23 protein-coding genes are annotated in these 26,847 nt (G+C 70.9%); all 23 read right to left on the reverse strand.

Annotation, left to right across the window (positions count from 1 at the left end; genetic code table 11):
• Window positions 1–8: 8 nt before the first annotated feature.
• The 23 genes from rny to bilR all read right to left on the reverse strand — a co-directional run bounded on the left by rny (window position 9) and on the right by bilR (window position 26,767).
• On the reverse strand, window positions 9–1,562 hold the full coding sequence (gene rny, locus B5F23_RS00825; RefSeq protein ID WP_087350460.1) for a ribonuclease Y: 1,554 nt from the start codon (window positions 1,560–1,562) through the stop codon (window positions 9–11).
• Between the two features lie 246 nt (window positions 1,563–1,808).
• On the reverse strand, window positions 1,809–2,468 hold the full coding sequence (locus B5F23_RS00830) for a regulatory protein RecX (protein ID WP_087350462.1): 660 nt from the start codon (window positions 2,466–2,468) through the stop codon (window positions 1,809–1,811).
• On the reverse strand, window positions 2,468–3,559 hold the full coding sequence (gene recA / locus B5F23_RS00835; protein WP_087350464.1) for a recombinase RecA: 1,092 nt from the start codon (window positions 3,557–3,559) through the stop codon (window positions 2,468–2,470). The genes B5F23_RS00830 and recA overlap by 1 nt, the downstream gene beginning before the upstream one ends.
• Before the next feature lie 207 nt (window positions 3,560–3,766).
• Window positions 3,767–4,297, reverse strand: a complete 531-nt coding sequence (locus B5F23_RS00840; RefSeq protein WP_087350467.1) for a CinA family protein — start codon at window positions 4,295–4,297, stop codon at window positions 3,767–3,769.
• Between the two features lie 9 nt (window positions 4,298–4,306).
• Complete coding sequence (gene pgsA, locus B5F23_RS00845; protein WP_087350470.1) at window positions 4,307–4,900, reverse strand: CDP-diacylglycerol--glycerol-3-phosphate 3-phosphatidyltransferase; 594 nt, start codon at window positions 4,898–4,900, stop codon at window positions 4,307–4,309.
• Window positions 4,901–6,271, reverse strand: coding sequence for a 30S ribosomal protein S12 methylthiotransferase RimO (rimO, locus tag B5F23_RS00850; RefSeq protein WP_087350473.1), 1,371 nt, complete (start codon window positions 6,269–6,271; stop codon window positions 4,901–4,903). It abuts the gene before it with no gap.
• The gene (locus B5F23_RS00855) at window positions 6,237–6,734 is read right to left on the reverse strand and encodes a YajQ family cyclic di-GMP-binding protein (protein ID WP_087350476.1); all 498 of its coding nucleotides are present in this window, start codon (window positions 6,732–6,734) and stop codon (window positions 6,237–6,239) included. Before B5F23_RS00855 ends, rimO begins: the two co-directional genes overlap by 35 nt.
• A 42-nt stretch (window positions 6,735–6,776) precedes the next feature.
• Window positions 6,777–8,366: a helix-turn-helix domain-containing protein gene (locus B5F23_RS00860; RefSeq protein ID WP_087350477.1), complete on the reverse strand. Its 1,590-nt coding sequence runs from the start codon at window positions 8,364–8,366 to the stop codon at window positions 6,777–6,779.
• Window positions 8,367–8,369: 3 nt separating this feature from the next.
• Window positions 8,370–10,835, reverse strand: coding sequence for an FtsK/SpoIIIE family DNA translocase (locus tag B5F23_RS00865; RefSeq protein ID WP_087350480.1), 2,466 nt, complete (start codon window positions 10,833–10,835; stop codon window positions 8,370–8,372).
• Window positions 10,836–12,503 (reverse strand): ribonuclease J, encoded by a 1,668-nt coding sequence (locus B5F23_RS00870; protein WP_087350483.1) that lies wholly within the window; start codon window positions 12,501–12,503, stop codon window positions 10,836–10,838.
• 259 nt (window positions 12,504–12,762) lie between these two features.
• Window positions 12,763–15,009, reverse strand: coding sequence for a polyribonucleotide nucleotidyltransferase (locus B5F23_RS00875; RefSeq protein WP_087350486.1), 2,247 nt, complete (start codon window positions 15,007–15,009; stop codon window positions 12,763–12,765).
• A gap of 129 nt (window positions 15,010–15,138) precedes the next feature.
• Window positions 15,139–15,417 (reverse strand): 30S ribosomal protein S15, encoded by a 279-nt coding sequence (gene rpsO, locus B5F23_RS00880; RefSeq protein WP_087350489.1) that lies wholly within the window; start codon window positions 15,415–15,417, stop codon window positions 15,139–15,141.
• 484 nt (window positions 15,418–15,901) lie between these two features.
• Entirely contained in the window at window positions 15,902–16,624 is a 723-nt protein-coding gene (locus B5F23_RS00885; RefSeq protein ID WP_087350492.1) for a gamma-glutamyl-gamma-aminobutyrate hydrolase family protein, read from the reverse strand.
• Window positions 16,625–16,710: 86 nt separating this feature from the next.
• Window positions 16,711–17,460, reverse strand: a complete 750-nt coding sequence (recO, locus tag B5F23_RS00890) for a DNA repair protein RecO (protein ID WP_087350495.1) — start codon at window positions 17,458–17,460, stop codon at window positions 16,711–16,713.
• Window positions 17,461–17,463: 3 nt separating this feature from the next.
• On the reverse strand, window positions 17,464–18,408 hold the full coding sequence (era, locus tag B5F23_RS00895; protein WP_087350498.1) for a GTPase Era: 945 nt from the start codon (window positions 18,406–18,408) through the stop codon (window positions 17,464–17,466).
• A gap of 25 nt (window positions 18,409–18,433) precedes the next feature.
• The gene (locus B5F23_RS00900) at window positions 18,434–18,808 is read right to left on the reverse strand and encodes a diacylglycerol kinase family protein (RefSeq protein WP_087350501.1); all 375 of its coding nucleotides are present in this window, start codon (window positions 18,806–18,808) and stop codon (window positions 18,434–18,436) included.
• A complete protein-coding gene (gene ybeY, locus B5F23_RS00905; RefSeq protein WP_087350502.1) occupies window positions 18,805–19,314 on the reverse strand; it encodes an rRNA maturation RNase YbeY in 510 nt (169 codons plus the stop codon). Before ybeY ends, B5F23_RS00900 begins: the two co-directional genes overlap by 4 nt.
• On the reverse strand, window positions 19,298–20,272 hold the full coding sequence (locus B5F23_RS00910) for a PhoH family protein (protein WP_087350505.1): 975 nt from the start codon (window positions 20,270–20,272) through the stop codon (window positions 19,298–19,300). The genes ybeY and B5F23_RS00910 overlap by 17 nt, the downstream gene beginning before the upstream one ends.
• Before the next feature lie 69 nt (window positions 20,273–20,341).
• Window positions 20,342–21,628, reverse strand: a complete 1,287-nt coding sequence (locus B5F23_RS00915) for a MiaB/RimO family radical SAM methylthiotransferase (protein WP_087350506.1) — start codon at window positions 21,626–21,628, stop codon at window positions 20,342–20,344.
• Window positions 21,625–22,848 (reverse strand): molecular chaperone DnaJ, encoded by a 1,224-nt coding sequence (gene dnaJ, locus B5F23_RS00920; RefSeq protein WP_087350510.1) that lies wholly within the window; start codon window positions 22,846–22,848, stop codon window positions 21,625–21,627. The genes B5F23_RS00915 and dnaJ overlap by 4 nt, the downstream gene beginning before the upstream one ends.
• Window positions 22,849–22,948: 100 nt before the next feature.
• Window positions 22,949–24,040, reverse strand: a complete 1,092-nt coding sequence (locus B5F23_RS00925) for a DnaJ domain-containing protein (RefSeq protein WP_087350513.1) — start codon at window positions 24,038–24,040, stop codon at window positions 22,949–22,951.
• Between the two features lie 123 nt (window positions 24,041–24,163).
• The gene (locus tag B5F23_RS00930) at window positions 24,164–24,634 is read right to left on the reverse strand and encodes a deoxycytidylate deaminase (protein WP_087350516.1); all 471 of its coding nucleotides are present in this window, start codon (window positions 24,632–24,634) and stop codon (window positions 24,164–24,166) included.
• 123 nt (window positions 24,635–24,757) lie between these two features.
• Window positions 24,758–26,767, reverse strand: a complete 2,010-nt coding sequence (gene bilR / locus B5F23_RS00935) for a bilirubin reductase, long form (RefSeq protein ID WP_087350519.1) — start codon at window positions 26,765–26,767, stop codon at window positions 24,758–24,760.
• Window positions 26,768–26,847 lie beyond the last annotated feature (80 nt).

Consider the following 26,847-nt stretch of genomic DNA (forward strand, 5'->3'; position numbering starts at 1 on the left):
CTGCGCCCCTACTTGGCCACGTCGACGGCGCGGGACTCGCGGATGACCACGACGCGAACCTGGCCGGGGTACTCCATCTCGTCCTCGATCTGCTTGGCGATGTCGTGCGCGAGCACGGTGGCCTGGGCGTCGGAGATCTTCTCGGGCTCGACCATGACGTGAAGCTCGCGACCGGCCTGCATGGCGTAGGTGCGCTCGACCCCGTCGTGGGCGTTGGAGATCTCCTCGAGCTTCTCGAGGCGCTTGATGTAGTTCTCCGCAGACTCGCGGCGCGCGCCGGGCCGCGCGGCAGAGATGGCGTCGGCGGCCTGGACGAGGACGTCGAGCACGGTGTCGGGATCGACGTCGGCGTGGTGCGCCTCGATGGCGTGGACGATCTCGGGGCGCTCGCCGTAGCGGCGCGCGAGGTCCGCGCCGATCACCGCATGCGGGCCCTCGACCTCGTGGTCGATGGCCTTGCCGAGATCGTGCAGGAGGCCGGCGCGCTTGGCCGGCGCCTCGTCGAGGCCGAGCTCGGAGGCCATGATGCCGCAGAGCGTCGAGACCTGGATCGAGTGCGAGAGGACGTTCTGGCCGAAGGAGGTGCGGTAGCGCAGCGCGCCGAGCGTCTTGACGAGCTCGGGGTGCAGGTCGTGGATGCCGGCGTCGAAGGCGGCCTGCTCTCCCGCCTCGCGCACGCGCTCGGCGACGAGCGCCTCGGCCTTCTTGTAGAGCTCCTCGATGCGTGCGGGGTGGATGCGACCGTCGGCGATGAGGTTCTCGAGGGCCACGCGCGCCGTCTCGCGACGAACCGGGTCAAAGCTCGAGAGAACGACGGTCTCGGGCGTGTCGTCGATGACGAGCGAGACGCCGGAGACCTGCTCGAAGGTGCGGATGTTGCGTCCCTCGCGGCCGATGATGCGGCCCTTGAGGTCGTCGGAGGGAATGTGCACCGAGGTCACCGTGATCTCGCCGGCCTGGTCGGCGGCGCAGCGCTGTATGGCGGTGGAGATGATCTCCCGGGCGGTCTTGTCGGCCTGGGCGCGCACCGACTGCTCGGCCTCGCGCAGGATCTGGGCCTCCTCGCGCACCGACTCGGCGCGCACGCGGGCGAGCAGCTCGTCGTGCGCCTCGTCGCTCGAGAGCCCGGCGATCCGCTCGAGCTCGCTGGACTGGCGGGCGACCATCTCGTCGAGGTCGCTCTTGCGGCGGTCGAGCTGGCCCTGGAGGCTCGAGAGCTGGTGCTCGCGGCGGTCGAGCGCGTCGTTTCTGTGGTCGAGGGACTCCTCGCGCTGCATGATGCGGTTCTCGAGGTTCTGGAGCTCTCCCTTGCGCTTCTTCTCCTCCGCCTCGGAGGCCTGCTTGAGGGCGAGGATCTCCTCCTTCGCCTCGAGGACGGCCTCCTTCTTTGCGTTCTCGGCCTGCCGCTTCGCCTCGGACGCGATGCGCTCGGCCTCCCCGCGGGCGGAGTCGAGGCGAGCCTCGGCGTCCCTGAGGCGGGAGTTGCTCTTCCCGGCGAGGACGAAGTAGACGACGACGGCGCCGACCGCTAGGCCGACCGCTCCCGCAATAAGAAATTCCATGGCTGCTCCTCAGGTTATGCGTACGTTTTCCGTGTGGTTCTGGAGACCGCGGCGCATGCCGCGGAACCCGCCATCGGAAGTGCAGTCATGGCGCCTGTGCCGAGTGCCGCCCCAGTGACGGCTAACGCGATAGATCCCGAGAATATGGACATCAGCTGGCCAGCCAGCGTGAGAATGCGCTCCAATAGCATGTCCATCGTAGCGTCAACGTAAGCTTTCTGTCAAATGAGCCCGTGGTAGACGCGGCTATCGGGCGGCGTCCACCACCTCGCGCGCCACGTCGCAGGAGAGCGAGGGCGAGAAGCCCCTGCCGCACAGGAACCTGACGATCCTTGCATAGTCGTTGCTGCCGGTCAGGCGGCGTCTCGAGGCGAGCGCGAGCGCGCGCTCGCGCTCCTCGCCGGCCGAGACGAACTCCTCGGGCCAGCCCTCGACCGCTTCGGGGCTCACGCCGCGACGCTCGAGCTCGCACTCAATCCTCGCGCACCCCCAGCCGGCGGCGACCTTAGAGCGGGCGAAGGCGGCTCCGAAGCGCGCGTCGTCGACCAGGCCGCACTCCCTCGCGCGGCCCACGAGCTCGGCGGACACGCCGGTGGGGTACCCCTCCTCGCGCAGGCGACGCTCGAGCTCCGCGGCGGAGAAGTCCCTCCTGCCCACGAGTTCCTCGACGCGAAGCCTCCCGCAGCTCCGCTCCTCCTCGGCGAGGAGGTGGAGCAGCTCGGCGCGCGAGCCGGGCGAGAGTTCGTCCCCGCGCGCCGCGAGGCGCCTGCCCACGGCCACGGGGATGTGGAGCTCCTCGGAGCCGTGCGACTCGCTCGTCACGCTCAGGACGGCCCGAGGCCGAGACCAGGATGACGACCGGGCGCCGCGCTCCGGCAGGCTCACCTCCCAGAGCGGGGCGGCCACTACAGGGCGTCCTCGGTCGCGACCTCGAGCGGCTCGCCGACGCGCTCGTCACCGAGCTCGAGCCCGCACGCGACACGGACGCGATGGTCGATCTCGTCCATGAGGTCGGGGTTGGAGGCGAGGAACTCCTTCGCCGCCTCGCGGCCCTGGCCGAGACGCTCCTGGTCGTAGGTGAACCAGGAGCCCGACTTGCTCACGATGCCGTAGTCGACGGCCATGTCCAGGATCGACCCCTCCTTGGAGATGCCCTGGCCGTACATGATGTCGAACTCGCACTGCTTGAACGGGGGCGCGACCTTGTTCTTCACGACCTTGACGCGGACGCGGTTACCCACGATCTCGCCGTTCACCTTGATGGAGTCGACGCGGCGGATGTCCATGCGCACCGACGAGAAGAACTTGAGGGCGCGGCCGCCCGGCGTGGTCTCGGGGTTGCCGAACATGACGCCGATCTTCTCGCGCAGCTGATTGATGAAGATGCAGGTGGTGTTTGACTTGGAGAGCGAGCCGGCGAGCTTGCGCAGCGCCTGGCTCATGAGGCGGGCCTGGAGGCCGACCGTGGAGTCGCCGATCTCCCCCTCGATCTCGGCGCGGGGCGTGAGCGCCGCGACGGAGTCGACGACCACGACGTCGATCGCGCCGGAGCGCACGAGCATGTCGCATATCTCGAGGGCCTGCTCGCCGGTGTCGGGCTGGGAGATGAGCACCTCGTCGATGTCGACTCCGATGCGGGCGGCGTAGCCCGGGTCGAGCGCGTGCTCGGCGTCGATGAAGGCGACGACGCCTCCCATAGCCTGGGCCTCCGCGAGAATCTCGAGCGAGAGCGTGGTCTTGCCGGAGGACTCGGGCCCGTATATCTCCACGATGCGGCCGCGCGGGACGCCGCCGATGCCGAGCGCGGCGTCGAGGGCGATGGAGCCCGTCGGGATCGCCTCGACCTCGAGGCTGGGGCCGCCGTCGCCAAACTTCATGATGGCGCCCTTGCCGAACTTCTTCTCTATCTCGTCCGTGGTGGCCTTGAGGACCTTGTCCCGCTCCTCGCCGGTCGTACGCGGATGTATCTCCTTGGTGATGCCCTTGCTCTTGGCCATGGTCTCTCCCTCGCTTTGCCGTCGACGTGATGGTATACGAACAACCGTTCCCAGTCAAGGCCGGTGGGAAGACCATAGCAGCGCGAGCTTGCGCGAGGCTTCCACGAACCTTCCGCGAACCTCCGCGGACGGGGTGCCCGCGGGCGCGACGGCCACGTTCGAGCACGTCAGCGCCTCGCCCGAAAGGCGACCGGAGGGACGGGCGCGTCAGGCGCCCCGGTCCGTCTCCACGACGCCTTCACGCAGGAGCGCGAGCGCGCGCCGCACGGCCTGCCTCCGCACCTCGGCGCGGTCCCCCCCGAACCGACAGAGCAGCGAGCGGGCGCCCCCGGGCGTCGCGAGGCCGAGCCACACGGTGCCAACCGGCTTTCCCGGCTCGGCGCCGCCCGGGCCGGCGATGCCGGTGACGGAGACGGCGACGTCGCAGCCGAGCGCGAGCCGGGCCCCGCGTGCCATCTGCTCTGCACACTCCCCCGACACCACGCCCACGCCCGGCGTCGAGACGACCTCGTCGGTGACGCCGAGCAGCGCCTGCTTGACCGGAACGGCGTAGCTCACGACGCCGCCGCGAACCACCGCGGAGGAGCCGCTCACCGCCGTGAGGCAGCCCGAGACGAGTCCGCCGGTGCAGGACTCCGCCGTGCCGAGCGTGATGCCCGCCGACCCCGCAAGGCGCACGAGCTCCGCCGACGCGTCAAAGAGCTCCGGGTCGTCCGCGAGGATGGTCTTCTCGCCCACGCGAGCCCCCTACGACCCGAAGACGACGTGACGGGCGTTCCAGAAGTACTGCGCGCCCGAGATCACGGTGAGCACGACGGCGGCCATCATGAGGGCCCACGAGATGAGCCACACCATGCCCGCGAGGTCGGTGCTGCCGAGCGCCGAGAGCGCGTAGTAGAGGTAGTAGCCGCACAGGGAGACCATCGTCACGGCGGTCTTGGCCTTGCCGAGGCCGTCTGCGGCGATGACCTCGCCGCTGCTCGCGGCGACCATGCGCAGCGCGCTCACCAGAAACTCGCGCAGCAGGATGACGAAGACGACCCACACCGAGACGTCGCCGCGCTCGAGCAGGAGCAGCAGCGCGGAGAACACGAGGAGCTTGTCGGCGATGGGATCGAGGAACTTCCCGAAGTCGGTGATCTCGTTGCGGGAGCGCGCGAGGTAGCCGTCCACCTTGTCGGTGAGCGAGAGGGTCGCGTAGAGGGCGAACGCGGCCACCGCGAGCGACGCCTCCGAAGCTCCGTCGGCAGCGAGGGCAACGACCATGAAGACCGGGATGAAGGCGATCCTCACGCAGGTCACCACGTTGGCGGGCGTCCAGACGCCCTTCTCGGCCGCCATCTACTCCGCCTCCCCCACGAGCTCGCCCACCATCTCGTAGCAGAAGGAGTCCACGAGGTCCACGGTCACGATGTCGCCGACGGCGGCCTCCCCGAACGGGATGTGGACGGCGCCGTCGGAGTCGGGGGCCTGGAACCAGGCGTGGCCGATGAGCTCGGGGCCGTCCTCGCCCTCCTCGACTCCGTCGACGATCACCTGGACGCGCTCGCCGACGTGGGCGGCCGTTGCGGCAAAGCCCAGCTGCTCGGTGAGGTCCACGAGCCGCTGGGTGCGCTCGAGCTTCACGGCCTCGTCGACCTGGCCGTCCATGGAGGCGGCGCGGGTGCCCTCCTCCTGCGAGTAGGCGAAGACGGAGCAGTAGTCGAACTCCTGCTCGGCGATGAAGTCGTAGAGCTCGTCGGCCTCCTCGTCCGTCTCGCCGGGAAATCCCGCCATGCCCGTGGTGCGCAGCACCATGCCGGGGATCTCCGTGCGCAGGCGCGAGAAGAGCGCGCGCAGCTCCTCGGTGGAGCCGGAGCGCCCCATGGCCCTGAGCACGCGCTCGGAGCAGTGCTGGATGGGGATGTCGATGTAGGGCAGGACCTCGGGCACGTCGCGGATCGTGGCCACGAGCTCGTCGGTCATGCCCTCGGGCTGCAGGTAGAGCACGCGGACCCACCCGCCGTGGGGACGCACGGCCTCGGCGACCCGGCGCAGGAGCGTCGCGAGGGTCTGTCCCTCGCCGAGGTCACGGCCCCACACGCCGGTGTCCTGCCCGATGAGCACGACCTCGCGCACGCCGCCGGCCATGAGGGCCTCGACCTCGGAGACGATCTCCTCGGCGGGACGGGAGTGGTAGCGCCCGCGGATGTAGGGGATCGCGCAGAAGGTGCAGAAGCGGTCGCACCCCTCGGAGATCTTGACGAAGGCGCTCGCCCCCTCGACGGTGCGCAGCGGGCCCGCGCAGGCGGGGGCCGCGCCCTCGTCCGGAAGCCCGAGCACCTCGCGCGCCACGCCCACGATGCCGTCCTCGTCCTCGGCGCGCACGAAGGCGGCCACCTCGGGGAGCTCGGAGCTCAGGGCGTCGCCGTAGCGCGAGGGGACGCACCCGCACATCACGATCGGGCACGCGCGCACGCCCTCGCTGCGCTCCTCGGCGAGCGACAGCGTCGCCTCGACCGACTCCTCGGTCGCGGAGGCGAGAAACGAGCAGGTGTTGACGATGGCGACGTCGGCGTCGCCGGCCTCGAGGGTCTCCTCGAAGCCCGCGGCGAGCATGAGCGCGCGCATGCGGTCGGTATCCACCTCGTTCTTGGCGCAGCCGAGCGTCACGAACAGGACGCGCGGCGCGCGGTCGCTAGCGGTAGTTGACGAACTGCAGGGGCTGGCCATAGTCACGCTCCTTGAGCGACGCGATGACGGACTGGAGGACATCCTTGGAGGCGGAGCTCACGCGGAGCTTGTCGCCCTCGATCGTGGCCTTGGCCTTCACCTTGAGGTCGCGGATGTCCTTGGCGATCCTCTTGGCCGTGTCGGCGTCGATGCCCTGGACGACGGTTCCGCTCTGGCGCACCGTCATGCCCGAGGCGCCCTGCGGGTCGGCCCAGCGCACCGCCGCGAGGTCGATGCCGCGCCTGGTGAGCTTGGTCGCCAGGACGTCGCGCACCTGGCTCGCCACGAACTCGGAGGGCGCCTCGATCCTGAAGGACCCCTCCTTCTTGGAGAGCTCGAGCGTGGCGCCCGTCCCCTTGAGGTCGTAGCGCTGCGTGAGCTCGCGCGCCGCCTGCTGGTAGGCGTTGTCGACCTCCTGCATGTCGACGACGGACACCACGTCGAAGCTCGATTCCTTTGCCATGTGAAGCTCCTCTCTCGCGGGGACGCGCCCCGTCGGTATCTTCTACGCCCCGGCGGAGCCGCTCGTCGTGCCGGAGTCGGTCCCCTCCCCGGAGGTCGCGTCGCCCTCCTCGGGAAGCGGCGTCCCCTCGATCGTGAGGGAGCCGAGCCCTCCCGCGCGCTCCGAGAAGTCCCTCCGCTCGCCGTTCTCGGTGACGGTCACGACGTCGGGGTTCGTGACCTGGACGTTGATCGAGTCGTGAACCGTGTAGGACTGGGTCCACGGACCCGTGACGCTGTCGACGAAGACGCTCTCCCCGTCGCAGGTGATCTCGACCCAGGAGACCTGGCCGCTCGCCACGGAGACCTCCACGACGGTCTCCTCCGGCGTGGGCTCGTCCTGGCCGGCGGCGCCCTGCGCGGCGTCCCCCGCGTCCTGCGACGCGTCGCCGGAGGCGGAGTCGCCCGCGTCGGCAGCGGAGTCTCCCCCGTCGGCGGTGGAGTCGCCCTCGGAGCCCGACGCGTCGTCCTCGGGGGAGCCCGACGCGTCCCCGGACTGCTGGTCGGCGCTGTTGACGCTCACGACCTGGCCCGTCTGCGCGGGCTGGTTCCTGCCGCTCACGCACGAGCTCACCGAGAGGACCAGGATGGCCGTCAGGACGAGCGCGAGCAGCAGCACCAGGGCGAGAAGCGCCCTGCGCGGGTCTGAGAGGAACCCCGCGATCCCGCCGCGACGCGGCGCGCGGCCGCGGCCGCCGCCCGAGGCGCGCCGGCGGACGTTGGGGCGCTCGACGGCGGCGATGTTTCTCGAGGAGCGCCGCCCCGAGATGGTCGAGGCGGGCGAGTAGGGGTTGGCGCGGTCGTCGTAGCGCAGGTCGTCGGTGTACTCGCTCGGGCGCACGCGGCGCGTGCTGACGTCGTCGCGGCGGTAGAGCCTCCCGGACGCCATGCCCGCGCGGCCGCCGTCGCGGCCGGCGCCGACCGTCGTGCGCTGCCCCTCGGAGATGAGGCGGCTCGCCTGGTCGTCCGGGCGCCGTCTGCGCCCCGAAGAGCGCCGGCGCGCGCTCGCCTGGGGGGTGCGGGGGCGCTGGGGGGCGGAGTTGTAAGGGCGCCTCTGCCCCTCGCGCCCGTAGTCCTGGCTGAGGGACGAGGCGGAGTAGGAGCGGGTCCCGGGCGCGGGCGCCCCCGTGCCGGCGAGCGGGACAGAGGTCCTCGGGCGCGCGGGGGAGCTCGTGGCGAAGTCGCCCATGTCGCCCGCGGGGCCGCCCGAGGTGGGCAGCAGCGGGCGGTACTCGACGTAGGCCTTGGGGCGCGAGCCGGCCTCGTTCACGACGTCGTACCCGGCGAGGCCGCGGCCCGACTGCGTCTGGCGCGTGCGGCGCCTGAGCTCATGGGAGGCGGTGCCGTGGCGGTGCTCGTAGAGCTCCTCCTGGAAGAGGTCGACGATCTCGCGGGCGTTGAGGCCGAGGTAGCGCGCGTAGCTCGAGAGCATGCCCTGGGCGTACCCGCTCTGGGGCATGTGCTCGTAGTCCCCCTCCTCGAAGGCGACGAGCACGTCCTCGCGAAGCTTCAGAATCTTGGACGCCTGGCTCACGGAGAGGCCGAGCTCGTGGCGACGTGCGACGAGCGCCTCGCTGAAACGCGGACGTGCCATCTGCTAGCTCACCTCCTGATACGCCGCTTCCTGAACCTTCAGCTCCTCGAGACCGTCCTTGTCGAGAAGGACCTCGCGAGGCTTCGAGCCGTTGGCCGGCCCGACCACCCCCTTGGCCTCGAGCATGTCCATGATCCTGCCCGCGCGCGCGTAGCCGACCGAGAGGGCGCGCTGGAGGCTCGAGGTGGAGCCGAGCTGCGACTCCACGACGATGCGCGCGGCCTCCCAGACGAGCGGGTCGTCGTCGCGCGCGGCCCCCGGCTCGGCGGAGCCGGGCGCGTTGGGGACCACGGCCGTGAGGATGTCCTCATGGTAGTCCGCCGTGACCTGCTCGCGCACGAACTTCACGGTCTGCTCAATCTCCTCGTCGGAGACCCAGCAGCCCTGCGCGCGGCGGGGCTTCCTGCCACGCAGCTTGACGAGCATGTCGCCCTTGCCGAGGAGCTGCTCGGCACCCTTCTGGTCGAGGATGATGCGCGAGTTGATGGAGTTGTCGACCGAGAGCGCCACGCGGTTGTCGATGTTGGCACGAATCAGGCCGGTGACCACGTCGGCCGAGGGGCGCTGCGTGGCGACGATGAGGTGGATGCCGGCCGCGCGGCCGAGCTGCGCGATGCGCACGATGGAGGACTCGACGTCCTTGCCGGCCACCATCATGAGGTCGGCGAGCTCGTCGATGACGATGACGAAGTACGGCATGTGCTTGGGCGGGTTCTCCATGTCGGCGTACTTGTCCCCGTCGACGTTTCTGTTGAACGTCTTGATGTCGCGCACCTTGTAGTGCTCGAAGACCTTGAGGCGGCGCTCCATCTCGGTGACGCCCCACTGCAGCGCCGAGGCCGCCTGGCGCGGCTCGGTCACGACGGGGACGTAGAGGTGGGGCAGCCCGGCGTAGCCCGTGAACTCGACGCGCTTGGGGTCCACCATGATCAGGCGGACCTGCTCGGGGGTGGCGCGCATGAGCATGGACATGATGATGGCGTTGAGCAGCACCGACTTGCCCGATCCCGTGGTGCCGGCCACGAGCAGGTGCGGGAGGCCGGCGAGGTCGACCACGATCGGGTTGCCCTCGGAGTCGCGCCCGAAGGCGCAGTCGAGCGGCCCCCCCGTGGCGAAGGGCAGCACGTCGGAGAGGAACACCGGCTGGGGCTTCTCGTTGGGGATCTCGATGCCGACGAGCGAGGTGCCCGGGATCGGGGCGAAGATGCGCACCGACTTGGCGGCGAGCGACAGCGCGATGTCGTCCTCGAGGTTGACGATCTTGCTGACGCGCTCGCCCTCCCCCATGGAGATCTTAAACGTCGTGACCGAGGGACCCGCGATCCAGCCCTCTACGCGAGACGAGAGGCCGAACTCCTCGAGGGTCCCCTGGAGCTTGACGGCGGTGGCTCCGAGCTCCTCGTCGTCGCCGTAGGTTCCCGACGCGTCGGGGTTGGCGCGCAGGATCGAGAGGGGCGGCAGGTGGTAGGACTCGTCCGCGTCCCCGGGGCGCGTGATCGTCTCGGGCGCCTTGGGCGCGGGACCGGCCGGGCCGCCGCGCTCGCGCCGACGCCCCTTGCCAGCGCGACGCTCGCCGAGAAACGCCGGGACCGCGGCCTGCGCCGCGGGCCCCGACGGCGCGGCGCCCTCCGCCGCAGGCCGCTCGAGCAGGGTCGTCTCCGCCTCGGGCGCCTCGTCCCGCGCAGCCCCCCTCGCGCGCGGCGCGCGCTTGAGGACGGTCGTCTTGCGGTTTCCGATGAAGGTGGTCTTCGAGGAGCCCCCCTCGTCGAAGAGCGAGGCCTGCGGCTCGTCCGCGACGAGCGCCTCCTCGTCCGCGGCCGCGTCGATGATCGCACGCTCCCGGCGCTCGCGCACCCGCTCCCCGTGTGCCTCGGCCGCCTGGGAGAGGCGCGAGCGCGCCTTCGTGACCGCCCCGGAGATGGAGAAGCCGCAGACCACGACGCCCGCCGCCACGACGCCGACGAGCACGACGTTGCCCACCACCACGCCCACGAGCGTGAGCAGGCAGTAGGCGACGGCGCCGCCCACGTAGCCCCCGGAGAGCTCCGCGGCGCCCACGTCGAAGACGAGCTCGGGGGCCTCGGCCGCGCCGGGGTGGTTGAGCGAGAGCATGGAGAGCACCGCGACGACGATGAGCGCGAGCCCGAGCGCCACGCGCCCGGAGACCGGCTCGTCCCCGTCGAGGAAGAACGTGGTGGCGAAGACGAAGATGGCCACGGGGACGAGCGGCGCCGCGGCGCCGAACGAGAGCACGAGGAAGTCGTGCACCGCGCTCGTCACGACGGCCGACGTCGGGAAGACGAGCGCGGCAAGGAGCGCCACGGCGAACACGGCCACCACGACGCCCACGATGTCGCCGCGGACCGTGCCCACCATCGTCGCGCGCGGGGCGCGGCGACGGGCTGCGGAGCGCGCCTTCCCAGACTGACGGCCCTTCTTTGCTGCGTTTGAGCTGCGTTTGGCCGGCATCTAGACCTCCATCACGACCGGGATGATCATCGGCCGCGTGTGGGTCTTGTTCCAGAGCTGGTTGGAGAGGGCGTTTCTCACGCCGCGGCGCAGGACGTCGATGTTGGTGGCGCCGCCCTGGGAGGCGAGGCGCTCGACCTGGGAGCGGACGAGCCCGGCCGCCTCCTCGAGCAGGAGCTCGTCGGTCGAGGACGAGACGCCGCGGCTCGACACCTCGACCGCGCCGACCGAGCGGCTGCGCTTGGAGATCACCACGGTGCAGGTAACCACGCCGTCCTGCGCGAGCTTCTGGCGGTCGCGCAGGACGACCGGGTTGGCCTCGGTGACCGTGCCGCCGTCGACGTAGACGACACCCGACTCCACGGCGCGGCCGCGGCGGACCTTGTGCTTGGAGAGCTCGAGCGAGTCGCCGTTGTCGAGGATGAAGATGCGGTTCTCGGGCACGCCCATCTGGCGCGCGAGCTCAGCGTGGGCGCGCAGGTGCTGCGCCTCGCCGTGGACGGGCATGAAGTTGCGCGGCTTGGCCATGGCGAGCATGAGCTTGAGCTCCTCGGCGCTGGCGTGGCCGGAGACGTGCACGAGGCCCTTGCTCTTGTCGTAGATCTCGCAGCCGATCTTGGAGAGCGAGTTGATGATCGCCTGGACGCTCTTCTCGTTGCCAGGGATCGGCGTGGCGGAGATGATGACGGTGTCGGTCTCGTGGATGGAGAGCGACTTGTGCTCGCCGGTCGCCATGCGCGCGAGCGCCGAGAGCGGCTCGCCCTGGCTGCCGGTGCACAGCACCACGATCTTCTCGTCGGGGATGCGGTCGACGTCGTAGGCGTCGATGATGTCCTCGTCGTCGATCCTGAGGTAGCCGAGGTCGCGCGCGACCTTGGTGTTGGTGACCATCGAGCGGCCGGTCACCACGACCTTGCGACCCACGGCCACGGAGGCGTCGCAGATCTGCTGCAGGCGGTGGATGTGGCTCGAGAACGCCGCCACGAAGACGCGGCCCGGGGCGTTCTTGATGACGTGGCGCAGGTCGCGGCCGACCGCGGCCTCGGAGGGCGTGAAGCCGGGGCGGCAGGCGTTGGTGGAGTCGGAGAGCAGCAGGTCCACGCCCTGCGACCCGAACTTGTTGATGGCCTGGAAGTTGGGGCGGCGCCCGTCGATGGGCGTCTGGTCGAACTTGAAGTCGCCGGTGTGCATGACGGTGCCGGCCGGCGTGGAGATGAACACTCCGAAGGCGGCCGGGATGGAGTGCGTCATCGAGAAGAACGTGACGTTGAAGGCGCCGAGCGTGATCGTGGACCCGTCGCTCACCTCGCGCGTCTTGGGGTTCTTGATGCCGTGCTCGTCGAACTTGCCCTGGATGATGCCGAGGGTGAGCTTGCTCGAGTAGATGGGCACCTTGCGGGTGAGGTCCTGGAGCAGGTACGGCAGGGCGCCGGTGTGGTCCTCGTGGCCGTGCGTGATGATGATGCCGCGGAGCTTGTCCTCGTTCTCGAGCACGTAGGTGTAGTCGGGCAGGATGAGGTCGATGCCGGGCTGCCCCTCATCGGGGAACATCAGGCCGGCGTCGACGAGAATCATGTCGTCGCCGTACTCGAAGGCCGTCATGTTCTTGCCGATGCCGTCCAGTCCGCCGAGCGGGATGATCTTGAGGGCTATGTCTTTCTTGGGCATTCCTGGGTGGTTCCTTTCGCAGAGCGTTCCTTCATATGAGACGGCCGGGCGTCGCTGACACGCCCGGCCGCAGCCTTTGCGCATACGCTGTCTATTGTAGTCGAGAAGAACGCGCGCTCCCGACCCCCACGAGAGTTTCACGCCCGCCGCGCTAGGCCCGGCACGGGCACGAAAGAAGGGCCGGGACGCCCGCGCGAGCCCCCCCTCACGAGGCGACCCACGCAAAGACGTCCCGGCCCCTCAGGCCGATTCCCGGGACCTACGCGCCGTGGTGGCGGCGAGGCTGACGGCGCTCGCCGTTGCCGCCCGCCTCGCCCTTGTCGCCGGGGCGGCGACGGGGCGCGCGGTGCTCGCGGCGCGGACGGTCCTTCTCGCCGCCCTCGTCGTGGCCGCGGCCGTGCGAGCCGGCCGGGGCCTCGGGCTTGTCGATGCGGTCGAGGCTGATCTTGCCCTTCTCGTCGACCTCGAGGACGCGGACCTTGACCTCGTCGCCGATGTTGAGGACGTCCTCGACCTTGTCCACGCGGCCCTGCGCCACGCGGGAGATGTGCAGCAGGCCGTCCTTGCCGGGCAGCAGCTCGACGAAGGCGCCGAAGGGCTGGATGCCCACGACGCGGCCGGTGTACTCCTCGCCGACCTCGGGGACCTTGACGATGGCCTTGATGCGCTCGGCCGCCGCGTCGCCCGCGCCGCCGACGCCCGCGATGAAGACGGTGCCGTCCTCCTGGATGTCGATCGTGGCGCCGGTGTCCTCCTGGATGCCGCGGATGACCTTACCGCCGGAGCCGATGACGTCGCGGATCTTGTCCGTGGGGATCTGGAGGCTGATGATCTGCGGCGCGGACTCCTTGGTCTTCTCGCGCACGCCCGGCACGGCGTCGAGCATGGCGTCGAGGATGAACATGCGGCCCTCGTGCGCCTGCATGAGCGCGGAGCGCAGGATCTCGGGCGTGAGGCCGGTGGCCTTGTTGTCCATCTGCATGGCCGTGATGCCCTTGGTGGTGCCGGTCACCTTGAAGTCCATGTCGCCGAGGAAGTCCTCGAGGCCCTGGATGTCGGTGAGGACGACGGTCTTGCCCTCCTCCTGGATCAGCCCCATCGCCACGCCGGAGACCGGGCGCTTGAGCGGCACGCCGGCGTCCATGAGGGCGAGCGTGGAGCCGCAGGTGGAGGCCATCGAGGAGGAGCCGTTGGACTCCATGACCTCGGAGACAACGCGGATGGTGTATGGGAACTCGTCCTCGGACGGGATCACCGGCAGCAGCGCGCGCTCGGCGAGGTTGCCGTGGCCGATCTCGCGGCGCTTGGGGCTGCCCATGCGGCCGGTCTCGCCGGTGCAGAACGGCGGGAAGTTGTAGTGGTGGATGTAGCGCTTGCCGTCGACGGGCTCGATGGTGTCGAGGCGCTGCCACTCGTTGAGCATGCCGAGGGTGCAGACGGACAGCACCTGGGTCTGGCCGCGCTGGAAGAGGCCGGAGCCGTGCACGAGCGGCAGGTAGTCGCCCTTGACCATGAGCGGGCGCACCTCGGTGGGCGTGCGGCCGTCCACGCGCTCCCCGGTCTGGACGACCATGAGGCGCATGGCGTGCTTCTCGAGGGCCTTGAGCTCCACGGGGATGGCGCGGCTCCACTGGGCCTGCTCCTCCTCGGTGAACTCGGCGCGGATGCGCTCCTTGAGCTCGGCGACCTTGTCCTGGCGGGCGAGCTTGTCGGCGTCCTTGAGGGCGGCCTCCATCTCGTCGTAGTGGGCGAAGACGCGGTCGTGGACCTCGGCGATGGGCTCGTCGAGGATGTACTCGCGCTGCGGGAACTCGCCGTTGGCCTCGCGGACCTTGGCGAAGAACTTCTCCTGCTCGGCGCAGAACGCGGCGATGGCCTCCTGGCCGAACGCCATGGCGGCGAGCATGTCCTCCTCGGAGATCTCCTCGGCGCCCGCCTCGAGCATGGAGATGAAGTCGGCGGAGCCGCCGAGCTCGAGGTCGAGGTCGGAGTTGTCGCGCTCCTCGTAGGTGGGGTTCACGATGAACTCGTGGGTGTCGCGGTCGCGCCCGATGCGCACGCACGCGAGCGGGCCCTCGAAGGGCACGCCGCCCACGGTGAGGGCGGCCGACGCCGCCATGACGCAGATGGTGTCCACCGGGTTGACCTGGTCGGCCACGAGCGTGGTGGCCACGACCTGGACCTCGTTGCGGAAGCCCGCAGGGAAGCTCGGGCGCAGCGGGCGGTCGATCATGCGGGCCGTGAGGGTGGCCTTCTCGGACGGGCGCGCCTCGCGCTTGAGGTAGCCGCCGGGGATGCGGCCGACGGCGTACATCTTCTCGATGAAGTCGACCGTGAGCGGGAAGAAGTCGTAGTCCTTGCGCTCCTTGGAGACCACGGCGGTGAGAAGGACCGTGGAGTCGCCCGACTTCACGACGCAGGCGCCCGTGGCCTGTTTCGCCAGCTCGCCGGTCTCGAGGGCGTAGTGCTTGCCGTAGAGGTCGAACTCGTGTGTAACCTTTGCCATTTCTTTTCCCTTATCTCCGCCTGCCCCGTTGCAGGCGGGCCGTCTTGCGGGCCGGATGCCCGCGGTGCGCCTTCGCCTCTCTCCGGCGCACAGAGAAGGGCGCCCGCAGGCGCCCTTCGAAGTACCTACCTACTGGATGTTGTCGCGGATGCCGAGGCTCTTGATGAGGGCACGGTACTCCTCGATGTCGCGAGCCTTGATGTAGGACAGCAGGCGGCGACGCTTGCCGACGAGCATCAGCAGGCCGCGACGGGTGTGGAAGTCCTTCGGGTGCGTCTTCATGTGCTCCGTGAGGCCCTTGATGCGCTCGGTGAGCAGGGCGACCTGCACGTTGGCGGAACCGGAGTCCTTGTCGCTGGCGCCGTACTGCGCGACGAGCTCGGCCTTGCGCTCCTTGGAAACTGCCATGGTAAAACTCCCTTCACATAGATTCGCCCCGAACTGGGATGGCCGTCTGGCAGCGGCGGGCCTCCAGGTGCGGGGTACTGACCTCAGGGAGTGTAGCACATGGGCGGCCGGGGCGCGGGGTCGTTCTTCCCGGCACGGCTTCTCCACGCGCGGGCGCGCGGGCCGGCGAGAAGGACGGCGGCGCGGGCGGCCGTCCAGGGGGATGTCCGCACCCCGGGGCGGCCGTGTGCCACAAACCCGCCCCGACTGTGCGTCCGGGCGCCGCTGCGTCGGCCGGACGCCCCCTCCTGCCGCAAACCGCACCCGACTGGGTGCCATCCTTGATGCGACCCCGGCCGGCGGCGCCCCGGAGACGCCCGGACGCGTCGTTCTTGTCGCCAGAGCGCGGGGATTGGGCGGCATGTTTGATGCACGCGTGAGCCCCGTATCAAACATGCCGCCCAACCGCACGGCGTCTGTGGCAAGACCGGCCCGCGCGGGCGCGCTACCCCTCGCGGGCGGCATCCACGAGGGCCGAGAAGATCTTTCGGCTCGGCTCGTCCACCCTGTGGGCGAACTCCGGGTGCCACTGCACCGCCCAGAGGAAGCGCGAGGCGGGCCGCCAGACGGCCTCGACCACGCCGTCGGTCGCATCGGCCATGACCGAAAGGCCCGGGGCAACGTCGCGCAGCGCCTGGTGGTGGTAGCTGTTCACCGGCAGCTCGCCGGCGCCCACGCACGCGGCGAGCGGCGTGCCCGGAAGCACCCTGGCCACGTGGACCGGCTGGTCGTAGGGCGGCTGCCCGTGGTGCTCCACGTCGGAGGGGCGCTGCCTGGGCAGGTCCTGCCAGAGCGTGCCGCCGAGCACGGCGTTGATCACCTGGATGCCGCGGCAGATGCCGAGCGTGGGCACGTCGCGCGCCACGAGCTCGGGCACGAGAAGGGCCTCCATGGCGTCGCGCTCGCCGCAGAGCTCGCCGCAGAGGGCGACGGCCTCGGGGTCCTTCTCGCCGTAGAGGGCGGGGCCCACGTCCTGCCCGCCGGTCACCACCACGCCGTCCACCACGTCGAGCGCGCGGGAAAGCTGCTCGGCGTCGGCGGTCAGCGGAAGCATCACGGGCACGCCTCCGGCCTCCGACACGGCATCGAAGTAGCCTGGCAGCATCCAGAGGCTCTCGAGCTTGTGGTCGACGAGCGGCACGACGCCGATGACGGGACGCTTGGGCATGGGTCTCCCCTCCTGACGGTTTTTCTCGGCCGCCCATTATGCCGCAAACCCGCCCGCGCCGGCGAGAAGAACGCGAGGCTGCTACCTTACACGCCGGCCATGAACTCCATGGCGCGCATGCGGGCGTCGAGGTGGGTGGCCGCCCAGGAGTGAGCGAGCGCGAGCAGCAGGGAGGCGGTCTGCGCGTCGACCCCAGAGCCGAGGAGCTCGTCGAACGTGCAGGCGAGCGTCGCGCGCAGCCAGGCCAGCTCCCCGGCCGAGAGCGGCTGGGCCCCGGCGACCTCGCGGGCACAGCTCGCGCAGAGCGCGCCGCCCGCCGCGGACGAGAACCACGCCACCGCCTCGTCCCCGCAGGCGCAGCAGCTCGCGAGTTCGGGCCTCCAGCCCCCGTGCGCGAGGACCTTCCATGCGTAGGCGGCCACGACGAGGTCGAGGTGCGCCTGGTCCGTGGCCTGCTCGCAGGCCCTCAGGGCACGCGAGCAGACGGGCGCGAGGAAGGGGTCCGGGGCGTCCTCGTAGCAGGTGAGCCGGGCCACCTCCGCGACGGCGCTCGCGGCCGCGACGCGCTCGTACTCGCCCCGCAGCCCCGCGTGCGGCTCCACGAGCGAGGCCTCGCTCACCACGTCGAGCGAGCGCCCCTGCGCGAGCAGGAAGTCGGTCTCGCAGAAGAGCTCGACGCGCGCGGCCAGCCTCCCCCCGGGCTTTCTCGCCCCCTTGGCCACCGCGCGCGCCTGCGAGCCGTCGGCCGAAAGGAGCGTGAGGATGAGGTCCGTCTCGCCGAGCTTGGTGCGGTCGAGCACGATCGCGCGCGTTCGGTAGGTGCGCCTCCCCGCCATGGCCTAGCCCTCGTCGAGCCCGTAGCCCAGGCGGCGGATCTCGCGCTCGTCGCGCCTCCACTGCGGCGCCACGCGCACGGTGAGGTCGAGGTACACCCTGCGCCCGAGGAGCCGCTCGATGTCGCGGCGCGCCTCGGTGCCCACGCGCTTGATCATCTGGCCCCCGCGCCCCAGCACGATGCCCTTCTGGCCGTCGCGCTCGACGAGGATCGTGGCCTCGATCGAGGCGTGCCCGTCGTCGGCGACGTCGAGGCTCTCGCAGAGCACGCCGACCGAGTGGGGCAGCTCCTGGCGCAGGTGGAGGAAGAGCTTCTCGCGCACGAACTCGGCGACGAGGTCCTCCGGCGTGGCGTCCACGTCCATGTCGTCGGGAAACCACTTGGGGCCCTCGGGCAGGTGCTCCGAGACGAGGCCCACGAAGGCGTCAACGTTGAAGCCCTCGGTGGCCGAGACCACGAGCTCGTCGTCGAAGCTCCCCAGCGCGCGGGCGGCCTCGAGCTGGGCGGCGACCTGCTCGGGGCCGGCTATGTCTGCCTTGGTGAGCACGAGGAGCTTGTAGTCGGCGTCGGCCCTCTCCACGTGGCGCGCGACCCACTCGTCCCCGCGGCCCACGGGCTTGGTCGCGTCGACGAGGAAGGCGACCGCGTCGGCGTCGGCGAGCTCGGCGAGCGCCGCCCGGTTGAGCTCGCTGCCCAGCGCGTCCTTGGGCTTGTGCAGGCCCGGCGTGTCAATGATCACGAGCTGGGAGCTCGGCGTGTTGATGACCGCCCGCATGCGGCGGCGCGTGGTCTGCGCCACCGGGCTCGTGATGGCGACCTTCTCGCCCATGCAGGCGTTGAGCAGGGTCGACTTCCCCGCGTTGGGCCGGCCCACGAGCGCCACGAATCCGCTCCTGAAGGTCGGTGCCTCCGCGGGCGCGGCGCTCTTGTCGGCATACTTGTCGCTCATGCGTGACCTCCCGGGGCGTACCCCACTAGTTGAGAATTGCGTTTGCGAAGACGAGGACCCCCACGACGGCCACCAGGACCGAGAGCACCCAGACGGCCGCGGCGGCGATGTCCTTCGCGCGTCCCGCGAGGGGGTGGAACTCGGGCGACACGAGGTCGACCACGGTCTCGACCGCGGTGTTGAGCAGCTCGGCGGTGATGACCACCCCGCAGCACAGCAGGATGACGGCCCAGCTCAGCAGGTCGAGCCCGCAGAAGATTCCCGCGACGACGGCGCAGGCGCCCACGGCGAGCATGACCTTGATGTTGCGCTCCGTGGCGACCGCGGTGCGAAAGCCCTGGATGGCGAAGAGGAAGCTCTTGCGGAAGTCGGGGTGGTCGCTGTTCGATCCGGGAATCATGCCTCGACGTCCTCCCGGTGCCGGGTGAGCACCACGCCCGTGATGGGCTCGTCGCAGGGCATGAGGGCGAGAAGCTCCTCCTCGCGCGCCTCCATCTGCTGGGCCTCGTCCTCCTCGAGGTGGTCGTAGCCGAGCAGGTGGAGCAGCCCGTGGGTGAGCAGCAGCCTAAACTCGTCCGCCTCGGTCGTGCCGAAGGCGGCGGCCTGGCGCGCGATGAAGGCGGGCGCGAGGACGACGTCGCCGAGCTCGCAGGGCTCGCCGGGCGCGAGCGACGGGTCGTCGGGGCGCTCGCACTCGAGCGAGATCACGTCGGTGGCGGCGTCGACGTCGCGCCAGGCGTCGTTGAGCGCGCGGATGCGCTCCTCGCTCACGAGCGAGACCGAGACCATGCACGGCCGCCCTCCCGCCTCGCGCTCGAGCACGAGGTCGCAGTCGGCGCGCAGCTCCTCCTCGGTGATGAGGGGGCGGACGCCCTCCTCGCAGGAAAGGTCATACTCGTTGCCCATGGCTTACCTCCCTCGACGCGACGTCGCCCGCGTAGGCGTCAACGATCCGGGCGACGAGCGTGTGCCGGACGATGTCGTTGCGGTCCAGGTCGACGAAGGCGATGTCGTCGATTCCGTCGAGGACGCGCCGGGCGGAGTCCAGCCCGCCCACCCCGGCGAGGTCGCGCTGCGAGGCGTCGCCGGTGACCACGAACTTTGAAGAGAAGCCCAGGCGGGTGAGGAACATCTTCATCTGCTCGGGCGTGGTGTTCTGGGCCTCGTCGAGGATGACGAAGGCGTTGTTGAAGGTGCGGCCGCGCATGAAGGCGAGCGGGGCGATCTCGATGACGCCCTGCTCGACGAGGGCGCCCGCCCTCTCCATGTCGGTCATGTCGAAGAGCGCGTCGTAGAGCGGGCGCACGTAGGGGTCGAGCTTCTCGGCGAGGGTGCCGGGGAGGTAGCCGAGCGACTCGCCCGCCTCGACCACGGGGCGCGTGAGCACGATGCGGCTCACCTCGCGACGCTTGAGCGCGGCCACGGCCATGGCCATCGCGAGGTAGGTCTTCCCCGTGCCCGCCGGACCGACCCCGAAGGTGATCGTGTTGCCGCGGATGGCGTCGACGTAGCGCTTCTGGCCCGTCGTCTTGGGGCGGATCGCGCGCCCGTGGTAGGTGAGCAGGACGTCGTCGGCGCTCGGGAGACTCGCCGCGGCCCCGTGGCGGACGTGGTCGACGACGAGGTCGACGTCGTGCGCCGTCGGGGTCTCCCCCGCCTCGACGATCCGGATCAGGCGCGAGAAGACCGAGGTCAGCTGGTCGACGACGTCGGCGGGCCCCGAGAGGGTGACCTGGTTCCCGCGCACCGAGATCATGGCGTCGAAGCTGTCCTCGACGCGGCGCAGGAGCGAGTCCGCCGGCCCCATGAGGGCGGTCGGGTCAACCGAGTCGGGTATGGTGAGGCGAACCTGGGTCGGCTCCATGCTCCTCCTGTGACGGCTCCTTCTCCCCTCGATGATAGCGGATGGCGGCCCGGCGGTCCTCCCGGGACCCTAGCGGGCCTCCCCCACCAGCGTGGCGTCGTCGCGCACGGAGGCGAGGCGCACCCGCACGAGCGAGTCCACCGGCAGCGCCGGGTCGACCTCCACGTCGAAGAGCCCGCCCGAAACGCCGCGGCCCGGGTACTGCACGACCACGAGGTCCTCCGACCCGACGAGCTCGCGCGCCCGCTCGAGGCGCATCTCGGCCGCCAGCTCGCGCGCACGGCGGCTCCTCTCGGCGCTCTCCCGGGCGCCCACCTGGTCGGGCATCGTCGCCGCGGGCGTGCCCGGGCGGCGCGAGTAGCGGAACACGTGCATGCGCGCGAAGCCCATCTCGCGGCAGAACGCGAGGGAGCGCTCGAACTCGTCGTCCGTCTCGCCGGGGAAGCCCACGATGAGGTCGGTCCCGAGGGCCATGCCGGCGACCGCCTCGCGCGCCGTCTCGCAGACGCGCCGGAAGAGGTCGGTGCGGTAGACCCTCGCCATGCGCCGAAGGGTCTCGTCGCAGCCCGACTGCAGGCACACGTGCAGGAAGGGGGCGATCCGCTCCCCCGCGCCGGCCATGACCGAGCAGAGCTCGGGCGTGACGTCGGGGGGCTCGATCGACGAGAGCCTGACGCGCTCGACGTCCGTGCGCTCGAGCAGGAGCTCGAGCAGCCCGGGCAGCCGCAGCTCGCGCCCGCGCTCGTCGCTCGCGCGATAGCTCCCCAGGTTGATGCCGGTGAGCACGACCTCCCGCGCGCCGCGGGCCTGGGCCGCCCGCACCGCCTCGACCACGCGGGCCGGCTCGAGGGAGCGCGCCGCGCCGCGGGCCCGCCACACGATGCAGTAGGTGCAGCGGTTGTCGCACCCGTCCTGGACCTTGATCCCGGGCCGCGTCCTCCCCGTCGGCGTGGGCGCATGCGCGAGCGCGCCGGCGTCGCCGACGCCGCAGGAGGGAACCCCCAGCTCCTCGAGCACGAGCGCCGCGACGCGCCCCTTGTCCTTCTCGACCACGACGTTGGGGGCGAGCGCGGCAAGCTCGTCGGCGAAGAGGCTCGCCACGCAGCCCGTCGCCACGACGAGCGGGGCGTGCGCGGCCTGGGCGGCGCGGCGCACGGCCTTGCGCGTCTTGGCCTCGGCCTCGGCGGTCACCGCGCAGGTGTTCACGACCACCGCCGCGGCCTCGCCCTCGTCTACGAGCGGCACGCCCGCGCGCTCGAGCTCGGAGGCCATGAGGTCGAGCTCGACGCGGTTCACGCGGCAGCCGAGGTTGACGAGGGCGACGCCCGGGACGTCCCCGGGCGGGACCGGCCTCACCGGCGACCCTTGCCGAACGGGTTCTTGGGCGCGCGCCAGCCCTTGGCGAAGTGCTCGGCCACGTTCTCGGCCGCGGCGGAGAAGCCCTCGCGCTCCTCGGGGCTGACGTCGTCCGGGGCGTCGGCGGCGTCGCCGGGCTCGAGCGAACGCTCCGCGACGATGGAGGCGATGTCCAGGATCTGCTTCTTGGTGAGGTCGCGCGGGGTCTCTACCTGGACCACGGCGACGAGGTTGCCCCGCGCGATCATGCCCATGCGCGGCATGCCGCGACGCTCGACGACAACCTGCTGGCCGAACTGGCAGCCCGCGGGCACCTCCACGGTCACGCGCTCGCCCTCCATGATGCCGTCGATCGTGACGGTGGTGCCGACGATGGCCTGGAGGGCGTCGACCTGCACGGTGCAGTAGAGGTCGTCCCCGCGGCGCTCGAAGCGGCTCGACTCGCTCACCTCGACGCTCACCACGAGGTCGCCCGAGGCGTCGCCGCGCACGCCGGCCTCGCCCTTGCCGGAGATGGTGATGGTCTGCCCCGAGTGGACGCCGGCGGGGACCTGGACCTCGACCTTCTCGCGCGAGGGGGCGCGCCCCTGGCCGTCGCAGGTCTCGCAGGGGTGGTCTATGACCTGGCCCTGGCCGTGGCAGACCGGGCAGGTGGTCTGCGTCTGCATCTGCCCGAAGATGGTGCGCTGCACCTCGACGACGCGACCGGTGCCGTGGCAGCGCTCGCACGCGTGCGTGCGGCCGCCCTCGGCGGCGCCGGTGCCGCCGCAGTCCTCGCACGGGGCGAGGCGCGTGTAGGCGACGGTCTTGCGGCAGCCCGCGGCCGCCTCCTCGAGGGTGATGGAGAGCCTGATCCCCATGTCGCGACCACGCGTGCGCTGGGCCTGCCCGGCGCGCCCGGCCCCGCCGAAGAAGGAGTCGAAGATGTCGCCGAAGCCGAAGCCCCCGCCGCCGAAGATGTCGGACACGTCCACGTAGTCCGAGCCAAAGCCCGCGGGGCCGGCCGGGTCCCCATAGCGGTCGTAGTTGGCGCGCTTCTGGTCGTCGGAGAGCACCGAGTAGGCCTCGTTGACCTCCTTGAAGCGCTCCTCGGCGTCAGGCTCGTTGCAGACGTCGGGGTGAAGCTTGCGCGCCTTCTTGAGGAAGGCGCGCTTGATGGTCTTTGCGTCGGCGTCCCGAGGCACCTCGAGCACCTCGTAGTAGTCCCTCTTTGGTTCCACGTGCGGCTCCCGTGACTTTCAGCTTCGATCGATGGGGGTTATACCCCGAAAAAGGCGGGGGCATGCCCCCGCCTCGGACAACCCTATCACTTTCCCCGGGCTACCAGAAGTAGGGGTAGCCCATGTACCCGACGCGGCCCAGCCCCGAGGTGCACGAGAACATCATCGCGAACACGAGGGCGAGCATGAGGCCGTTGGAGGCGCCGTTCGCGACGGCGACCCCGGCGTTTCTCCACCAGCGGCCGCTGCGGCGCACGCCGTCGCGCACGACGAGGTAGACGCCGAGCACGAGGGGGACCACCACGATGAGCAGCAGCGAGGAGAGCGTCGAGGTGAGCAGCCCCAGCGCGAGGAACGGCAGGGAGAAGCCGACGAAGTTGAACCCGCTCGCCTGCCGGCGCGTCAGCCGCTCCTCGGGCACGCAGACCCGGCAGACGAAGTCGCCCGCGGTCGAGCCGTTGGTGCCGGCGTTGCCCATGCCGCTCACGCGGACCTCGTCCCCGTCGTGGCTGCCGGCGGGCACGTCGACGACGACCTCGCTCGCCGACAGGGTCCTCCCGGTGCCGCCGCACGCCTCGCACGGGTCCGCGACGACGCGGCCGGTGCCCTCGCACTCCGGGCAGGTCATGGCCATGACGCCGAAGAGCCCCGTGTCAACGGTGATGTGCCCGCGGCCCCCGCAGGTGGGGCACGTCTCGGAGTGCTCGGCCTCGACCGAGCCCGAGCCGTGGCAGACGTCGCACGAGACGTAGCGCTGGTAGGTGACCCCGCGACGGGTCCCCTTCGCGGCCGTCTCGGCGTCGACGGTGAGCTCGTAGACCACGTCCGCGCCCGCGCGCGGGTTGTAGGCGCGGCTGCGGCGCCGTGCGGAGGACCCGAACGGGCCCCAGCCGAAGGGGCTCCCGCCGCCGAAGGGGTCCGCGTAGCCTCCCTGCGGGCCCGCGGCGCCGCCGTAGCCCGCGAAGGGGGCCCCGGAGCGCATGGCGTCGTAGCGCTTGCGCTTCTCGGGGTCGGAGAGGACGGCGTAGGCCTCGGAGACCTCCTTGAAGCGCTCCTCTGCGTCGGGCGCCTTGTTCACGTCGGGGTGGAGCTTGCGCGCCTTCGTCTGGAAGGCCTTGCGGATCTCCTCGGTGGACGCGCTCTTCTCGACGCCGAGAATCGCGTAGTAGTCCTTGTCGTTCATCGATGCCATGTGGCGGTCCTCTTCTGTTCCGGGCGGCGCGCAGATGGGGATAATTATATCCACCGGGCGCACGGGCTAACCCGAAAGCGCGCCGATGCGCGCGCTCCACATGGCTTGGGGCGACCTGCGGCCCTACTCGCCGAGGGAGATCTGGCGGTAGGAGACCCCGCAGCGGTCGAGGATGTTCTTGGAGATGAGGTTGTCCTCGGTCCCGCAGTACTTGTCGTCCAGGTAGACGACCTCGCCGATCCCCGCCTGCACGAGCGTCTTGGCGCACTCGTGGCACGGGAACAGCGTCACGTAGACCGTGGCGCCGGTCATGTCCTTGAGCGAGCCGCGGTAGTTGAGGATGGCGTTGGCCTCGGCGTGGATGACGTAGTTGTGCTTGTCGTGCAGCGGGTCGGCGTCGGTGCCCCAGGGGAACTCGTCGTCGTTGAGGCCGGAGGGCGTGCCGTTGTAGCCCACCGAGAGGATGCGGTGGTTAGTGTCCGCGATGCAGGCCCCCACCTGCGTGTTGGGGTCCTTGCTGCGCAGGCTCGCCGCGACGGCGGCCTTCATGAAGAACTCGTCCCAGCTGATGACGTCGGTACGCTTGCCCGGCATGGCGCTCCCCTCTCCTCTGCTTCCCGTCAGGATGCCGCATTTGCGCAGGGCGCGCAAGGGGCGAGAAGAACCCCCGCCCGGCCGCCGCAGCGGCGGCCGGGCGGGGCGCGCGGGGTGTGGCGCCTAGATCTGGTTCGCCGCGGCGTAGGCCGTGCGGATCGCGCTGGCGATGTCCGCCGTGCGCTCGCCCGAGCAGTCGCCCACGCAGGTGACCGGGCACGCCACGCCCGAGACGTCGAAGGGCAGCGCGCGGGAGCCGACCGCCATGACGACCCAGTCGCACGGGACGACCACGGGCTCGCCCGCGCGCTCGGCCTCCACGCCCGCGTCGGAGATGGCGGTGACGCGGGTGCCCGTCAGCTGCTCCACCCCCCTCTCGGCGAACTCGGCCATGATCGTGGGCAGGACGGTCCCGGACTCGCCCTCGGCGATCTTGTCGAGCATCTCGACGATGGCGACCTCGCAGCCGCGCGCGAGCAGGTACTCGGCGGTCTCGGTGCCCACCAGGCCCCCTCCGATCACCGCGACGCGGCCCTCGGGCTCCACGCGGCCCGCGAGCACGTCCCAGGCGGAGACCACGTTGTCGCGGTCGGAGCCGGGCACGGGGAGCGTGACGTTGGAGGCGCCCACGGCCACGATCGCCGCGTCGAAGCCCTCGAGGTCCGCCGGCCCGGCCGCCGTGCCCAGGCGCACGTCCACGCCGAGCTCGGGAAGGACGCGCTCGTAGTACTCGACCGAGCGCATGATCTCCGCCTTGCGCGGCGGCGCGGCGGCGAGCTCGATCTGGCCGCCGAGGCGCTCGGCGCGCTCGAAGAGCGTCACCCGGTAGCCGCGGCGCGCGGCGACGCGGGCGGCCTCGCAGCCGGCGATGCCGCCTCCCACCACCGCGACGCGCTTGTCGCCGTCCCCGGGGCGGATGAAGACGGTCTCCTCGTCGCCGTTCTCCGCGTTGAGGACGCAGGAGATGTAGCGACGGCCCTGGATGGCGTCGACGCAGCCCTTGTTGCAGTTGAGGCACAGGCGCACCGGCTCCCCGGAGGCCACCTTGAGGGCGATGTCGGGGTCGGCGAGCAGCGAGCGGCCGTAGCCGATCACGTCCGCCTGGCCGTCCTCGAGGATCTTCTCGCCCGCCTCCGGCGTGACCACGCGGCCCACCGTGGCCACCGGGATCCCCACGAGCGACTTCACGCGCGCCGCGACCGGGAGCGTCCAGTTGTAGGGCATCGTGCCCATGGGCGGGATGGTGTCTCCCATGTTCCCGGTGTGGTTTGCCTGCGCCACCTGGATCATGTCGACGCCGGCGCGCTCCAGCAGGACGGCGAGCTCGCAGGCCTCGTCGGGCTCGAGGCCGCCCTTGCCGCGCTTGGAGCCGTCCGGGTTGGTCATGATGACGGGGAGCTTGTACTCCACCATGAGGCCCGGGGCCGCGGCCTTGATGGCGGCCACCACCTCGAGCGCGTAGCGGACGCGGTTCTCGAAGCTCCCGCCGTACTCGTCCGTGCGGTGGTTGAGGGCCGTGGAGCAGAGCGACCCCACGAGGCGGTCGCCGTGGACCTCGATCGCGTCCACGCCCGCGCGCTGGGCGCGCGCCGCGCAGGCGGCGATGGCGTCCCTGATCTGGGCGAGCTGCTCGACCGTGGCCTCGGTGACGAAGTGCTGCATGTCGTGGTGGAGCTTGGCGTAGGCCTGGTTGGCAATCTCCTTGGACTCCGCCATCTTGGCCGCGAAGGTCGCCTCGTCGCCCGCGGCCTGCGCCTTCTGGCCCTCCACGGCGGCCATGCGCGAGGCCATGATGAGCCTGCCCACGCCCGGGACGTCGTACTCGGGGTGGAAGAGCTGCAGGGCGAGCTTGGCGCCGTGGGCGTGGACGGCCTCGGCGAGGCGCTCGAAGCTCTCGATCTGGGAGTCGTCCGCGAGCTTGGGCGTGGGGCTCGCGGTGTTCACGGGGGCGACGTCGCCGATGACGATGTAGGCGACCCCGCCTTTTGCGAGCCGCTCGTAGAAGGCGAGGCTGCGCGGCCCGATCGAGCCGTCGCGCTCCTCGTAGCCCGTCGTGAGCGGAGGGAACATGATGCGGTTCTTGAGGGTGATGCCGCCGACCTCGATCGGCTCGAGAAGCCTGTGCTCTGCCATGGTCTTCCTCTCCTGCGCGTCCGCGGGCTCGGGCCCGATTTCACCCACGGTAGGGCATGCGACGCGCCGCGGGGGCGAGA

This window comes from Olsenella sp. An188 (genome assembly GCF_002160255.1).
In the GTDB taxonomy this organism is placed as follows: domain Bacteria; phylum Actinomycetota; class Coriobacteriia; order Coriobacteriales; family Atopobiaceae; genus Thermophilibacter; species Thermophilibacter avistercoris.

Coding starts and splice junctions, on each gene's coding strand:
- B5F23_RS00860 (WP_087350477.1), bottom strand. CDS start 8,366: ATGGCACGTCCGCGTTTCAGCGAGGCGCTCGTCGCACGTCGCCACGAG.
- B5F23_RS00855 (WP_087350476.1), bottom strand. CDS start 6,734: ATGGCAAAGGAATCGAGCTTCGACGTGGTGTCCGTCGTCGACATGCAG.
- B5F23_RS00870 (WP_087350483.1), bottom strand. CDS start 12,503: ATGCCCAAGAAAGACATAGCCCTCAAGATCATCCCGCTCGGCGGACTG.
- rimO (WP_087350473.1), bottom strand. CDS start 6,271: ATGGCCAGCCCCTGCAGTTCGTCAACTACCGCTAGCGACCGCGCGCCG.
- bilR (WP_087350519.1), bottom strand. CDS start 26,767: ATGGCAGAGCACAGGCTTCTCGAGCCGATCGAGGTCGGCGGCATCACC.
- B5F23_RS00930 (WP_087350516.1), bottom strand. CDS start 24,634: ATGCCGGGCAAGCGTACCGACGTCATCAGCTGGGACGAGTTCTTCATG.
- B5F23_RS00875 (WP_087350486.1), bottom strand. CDS start 15,009: ATGGCAAAGGTTACACACGAGTTCGACCTCTACGGCAAGCACTACGCC.
- pgsA (WP_087350470.1), bottom strand. CDS start 4,900: ATGGCGGCCGAGAAGGGCGTCTGGACGCCCGCCAACGTGGTGACCTGC.
- B5F23_RS00885 (WP_087350492.1), bottom strand. CDS start 16,624: ATGCCCAAGCGTCCCGTCATCGGCGTCGTGCCGCTCGTCGACCACAAG.
- ybeY (WP_087350502.1), bottom strand. CDS start 19,314: ATGGGCAACGAGTATGACCTTTCCTGCGAGGAGGGCGTCCGCCCCCTC.
- rny (WP_087350460.1), bottom strand. CDS start 1,562: ATGGAATTTCTTATTGCGGGAGCGGTCGGCCTAGCGGTCGGCGCCGTC.
- recO (WP_087350495.1), bottom strand. CDS start 17,460: ATGGCGGGGAGGCGCACCTACCGAACGCGCGCGATCGTGCTCGACCGC.
- era (WP_087350498.1), bottom strand. CDS start 18,408: ATGAGCGACAAGTATGCCGACAAGAGCGCCGCGCCCGCGGAGGCACCG.
- rpsO (WP_087350489.1), bottom strand. CDS start 15,417: ATGGCAGTTTCCAAGGAGCGCAAGGCCGAGCTCGTCGCGCAGTACGGC.
- B5F23_RS00910 (WP_087350505.1), bottom strand. CDS start 20,272: ATGGAGCCGACCCAGGTTCGCCTCACCATACCCGACTCGGTTGACCCG.
- B5F23_RS00900 (WP_087350501.1), bottom strand. CDS start 18,808: ATGATTCCCGGATCGAACAGCGACCACCCCGACTTCCGCAAGAGCTTC.
- B5F23_RS00865 (WP_087350480.1), bottom strand. CDS start 10,835: ATGCCGGCCAAACGCAGCTCAAACGCAGCAAAGAAGGGCCGTCAGTCT.
- recA (WP_087350464.1), bottom strand. CDS start 3,559: ATGGCCAAGAGCAAGGGCATCACCAAGGAGATACATCCGCGTACGACC.
- B5F23_RS00925 (WP_087350513.1), bottom strand. CDS start 24,040: ATGGCATCGATGAACGACAAGGACTACTACGCGATTCTCGGCGTCGAG.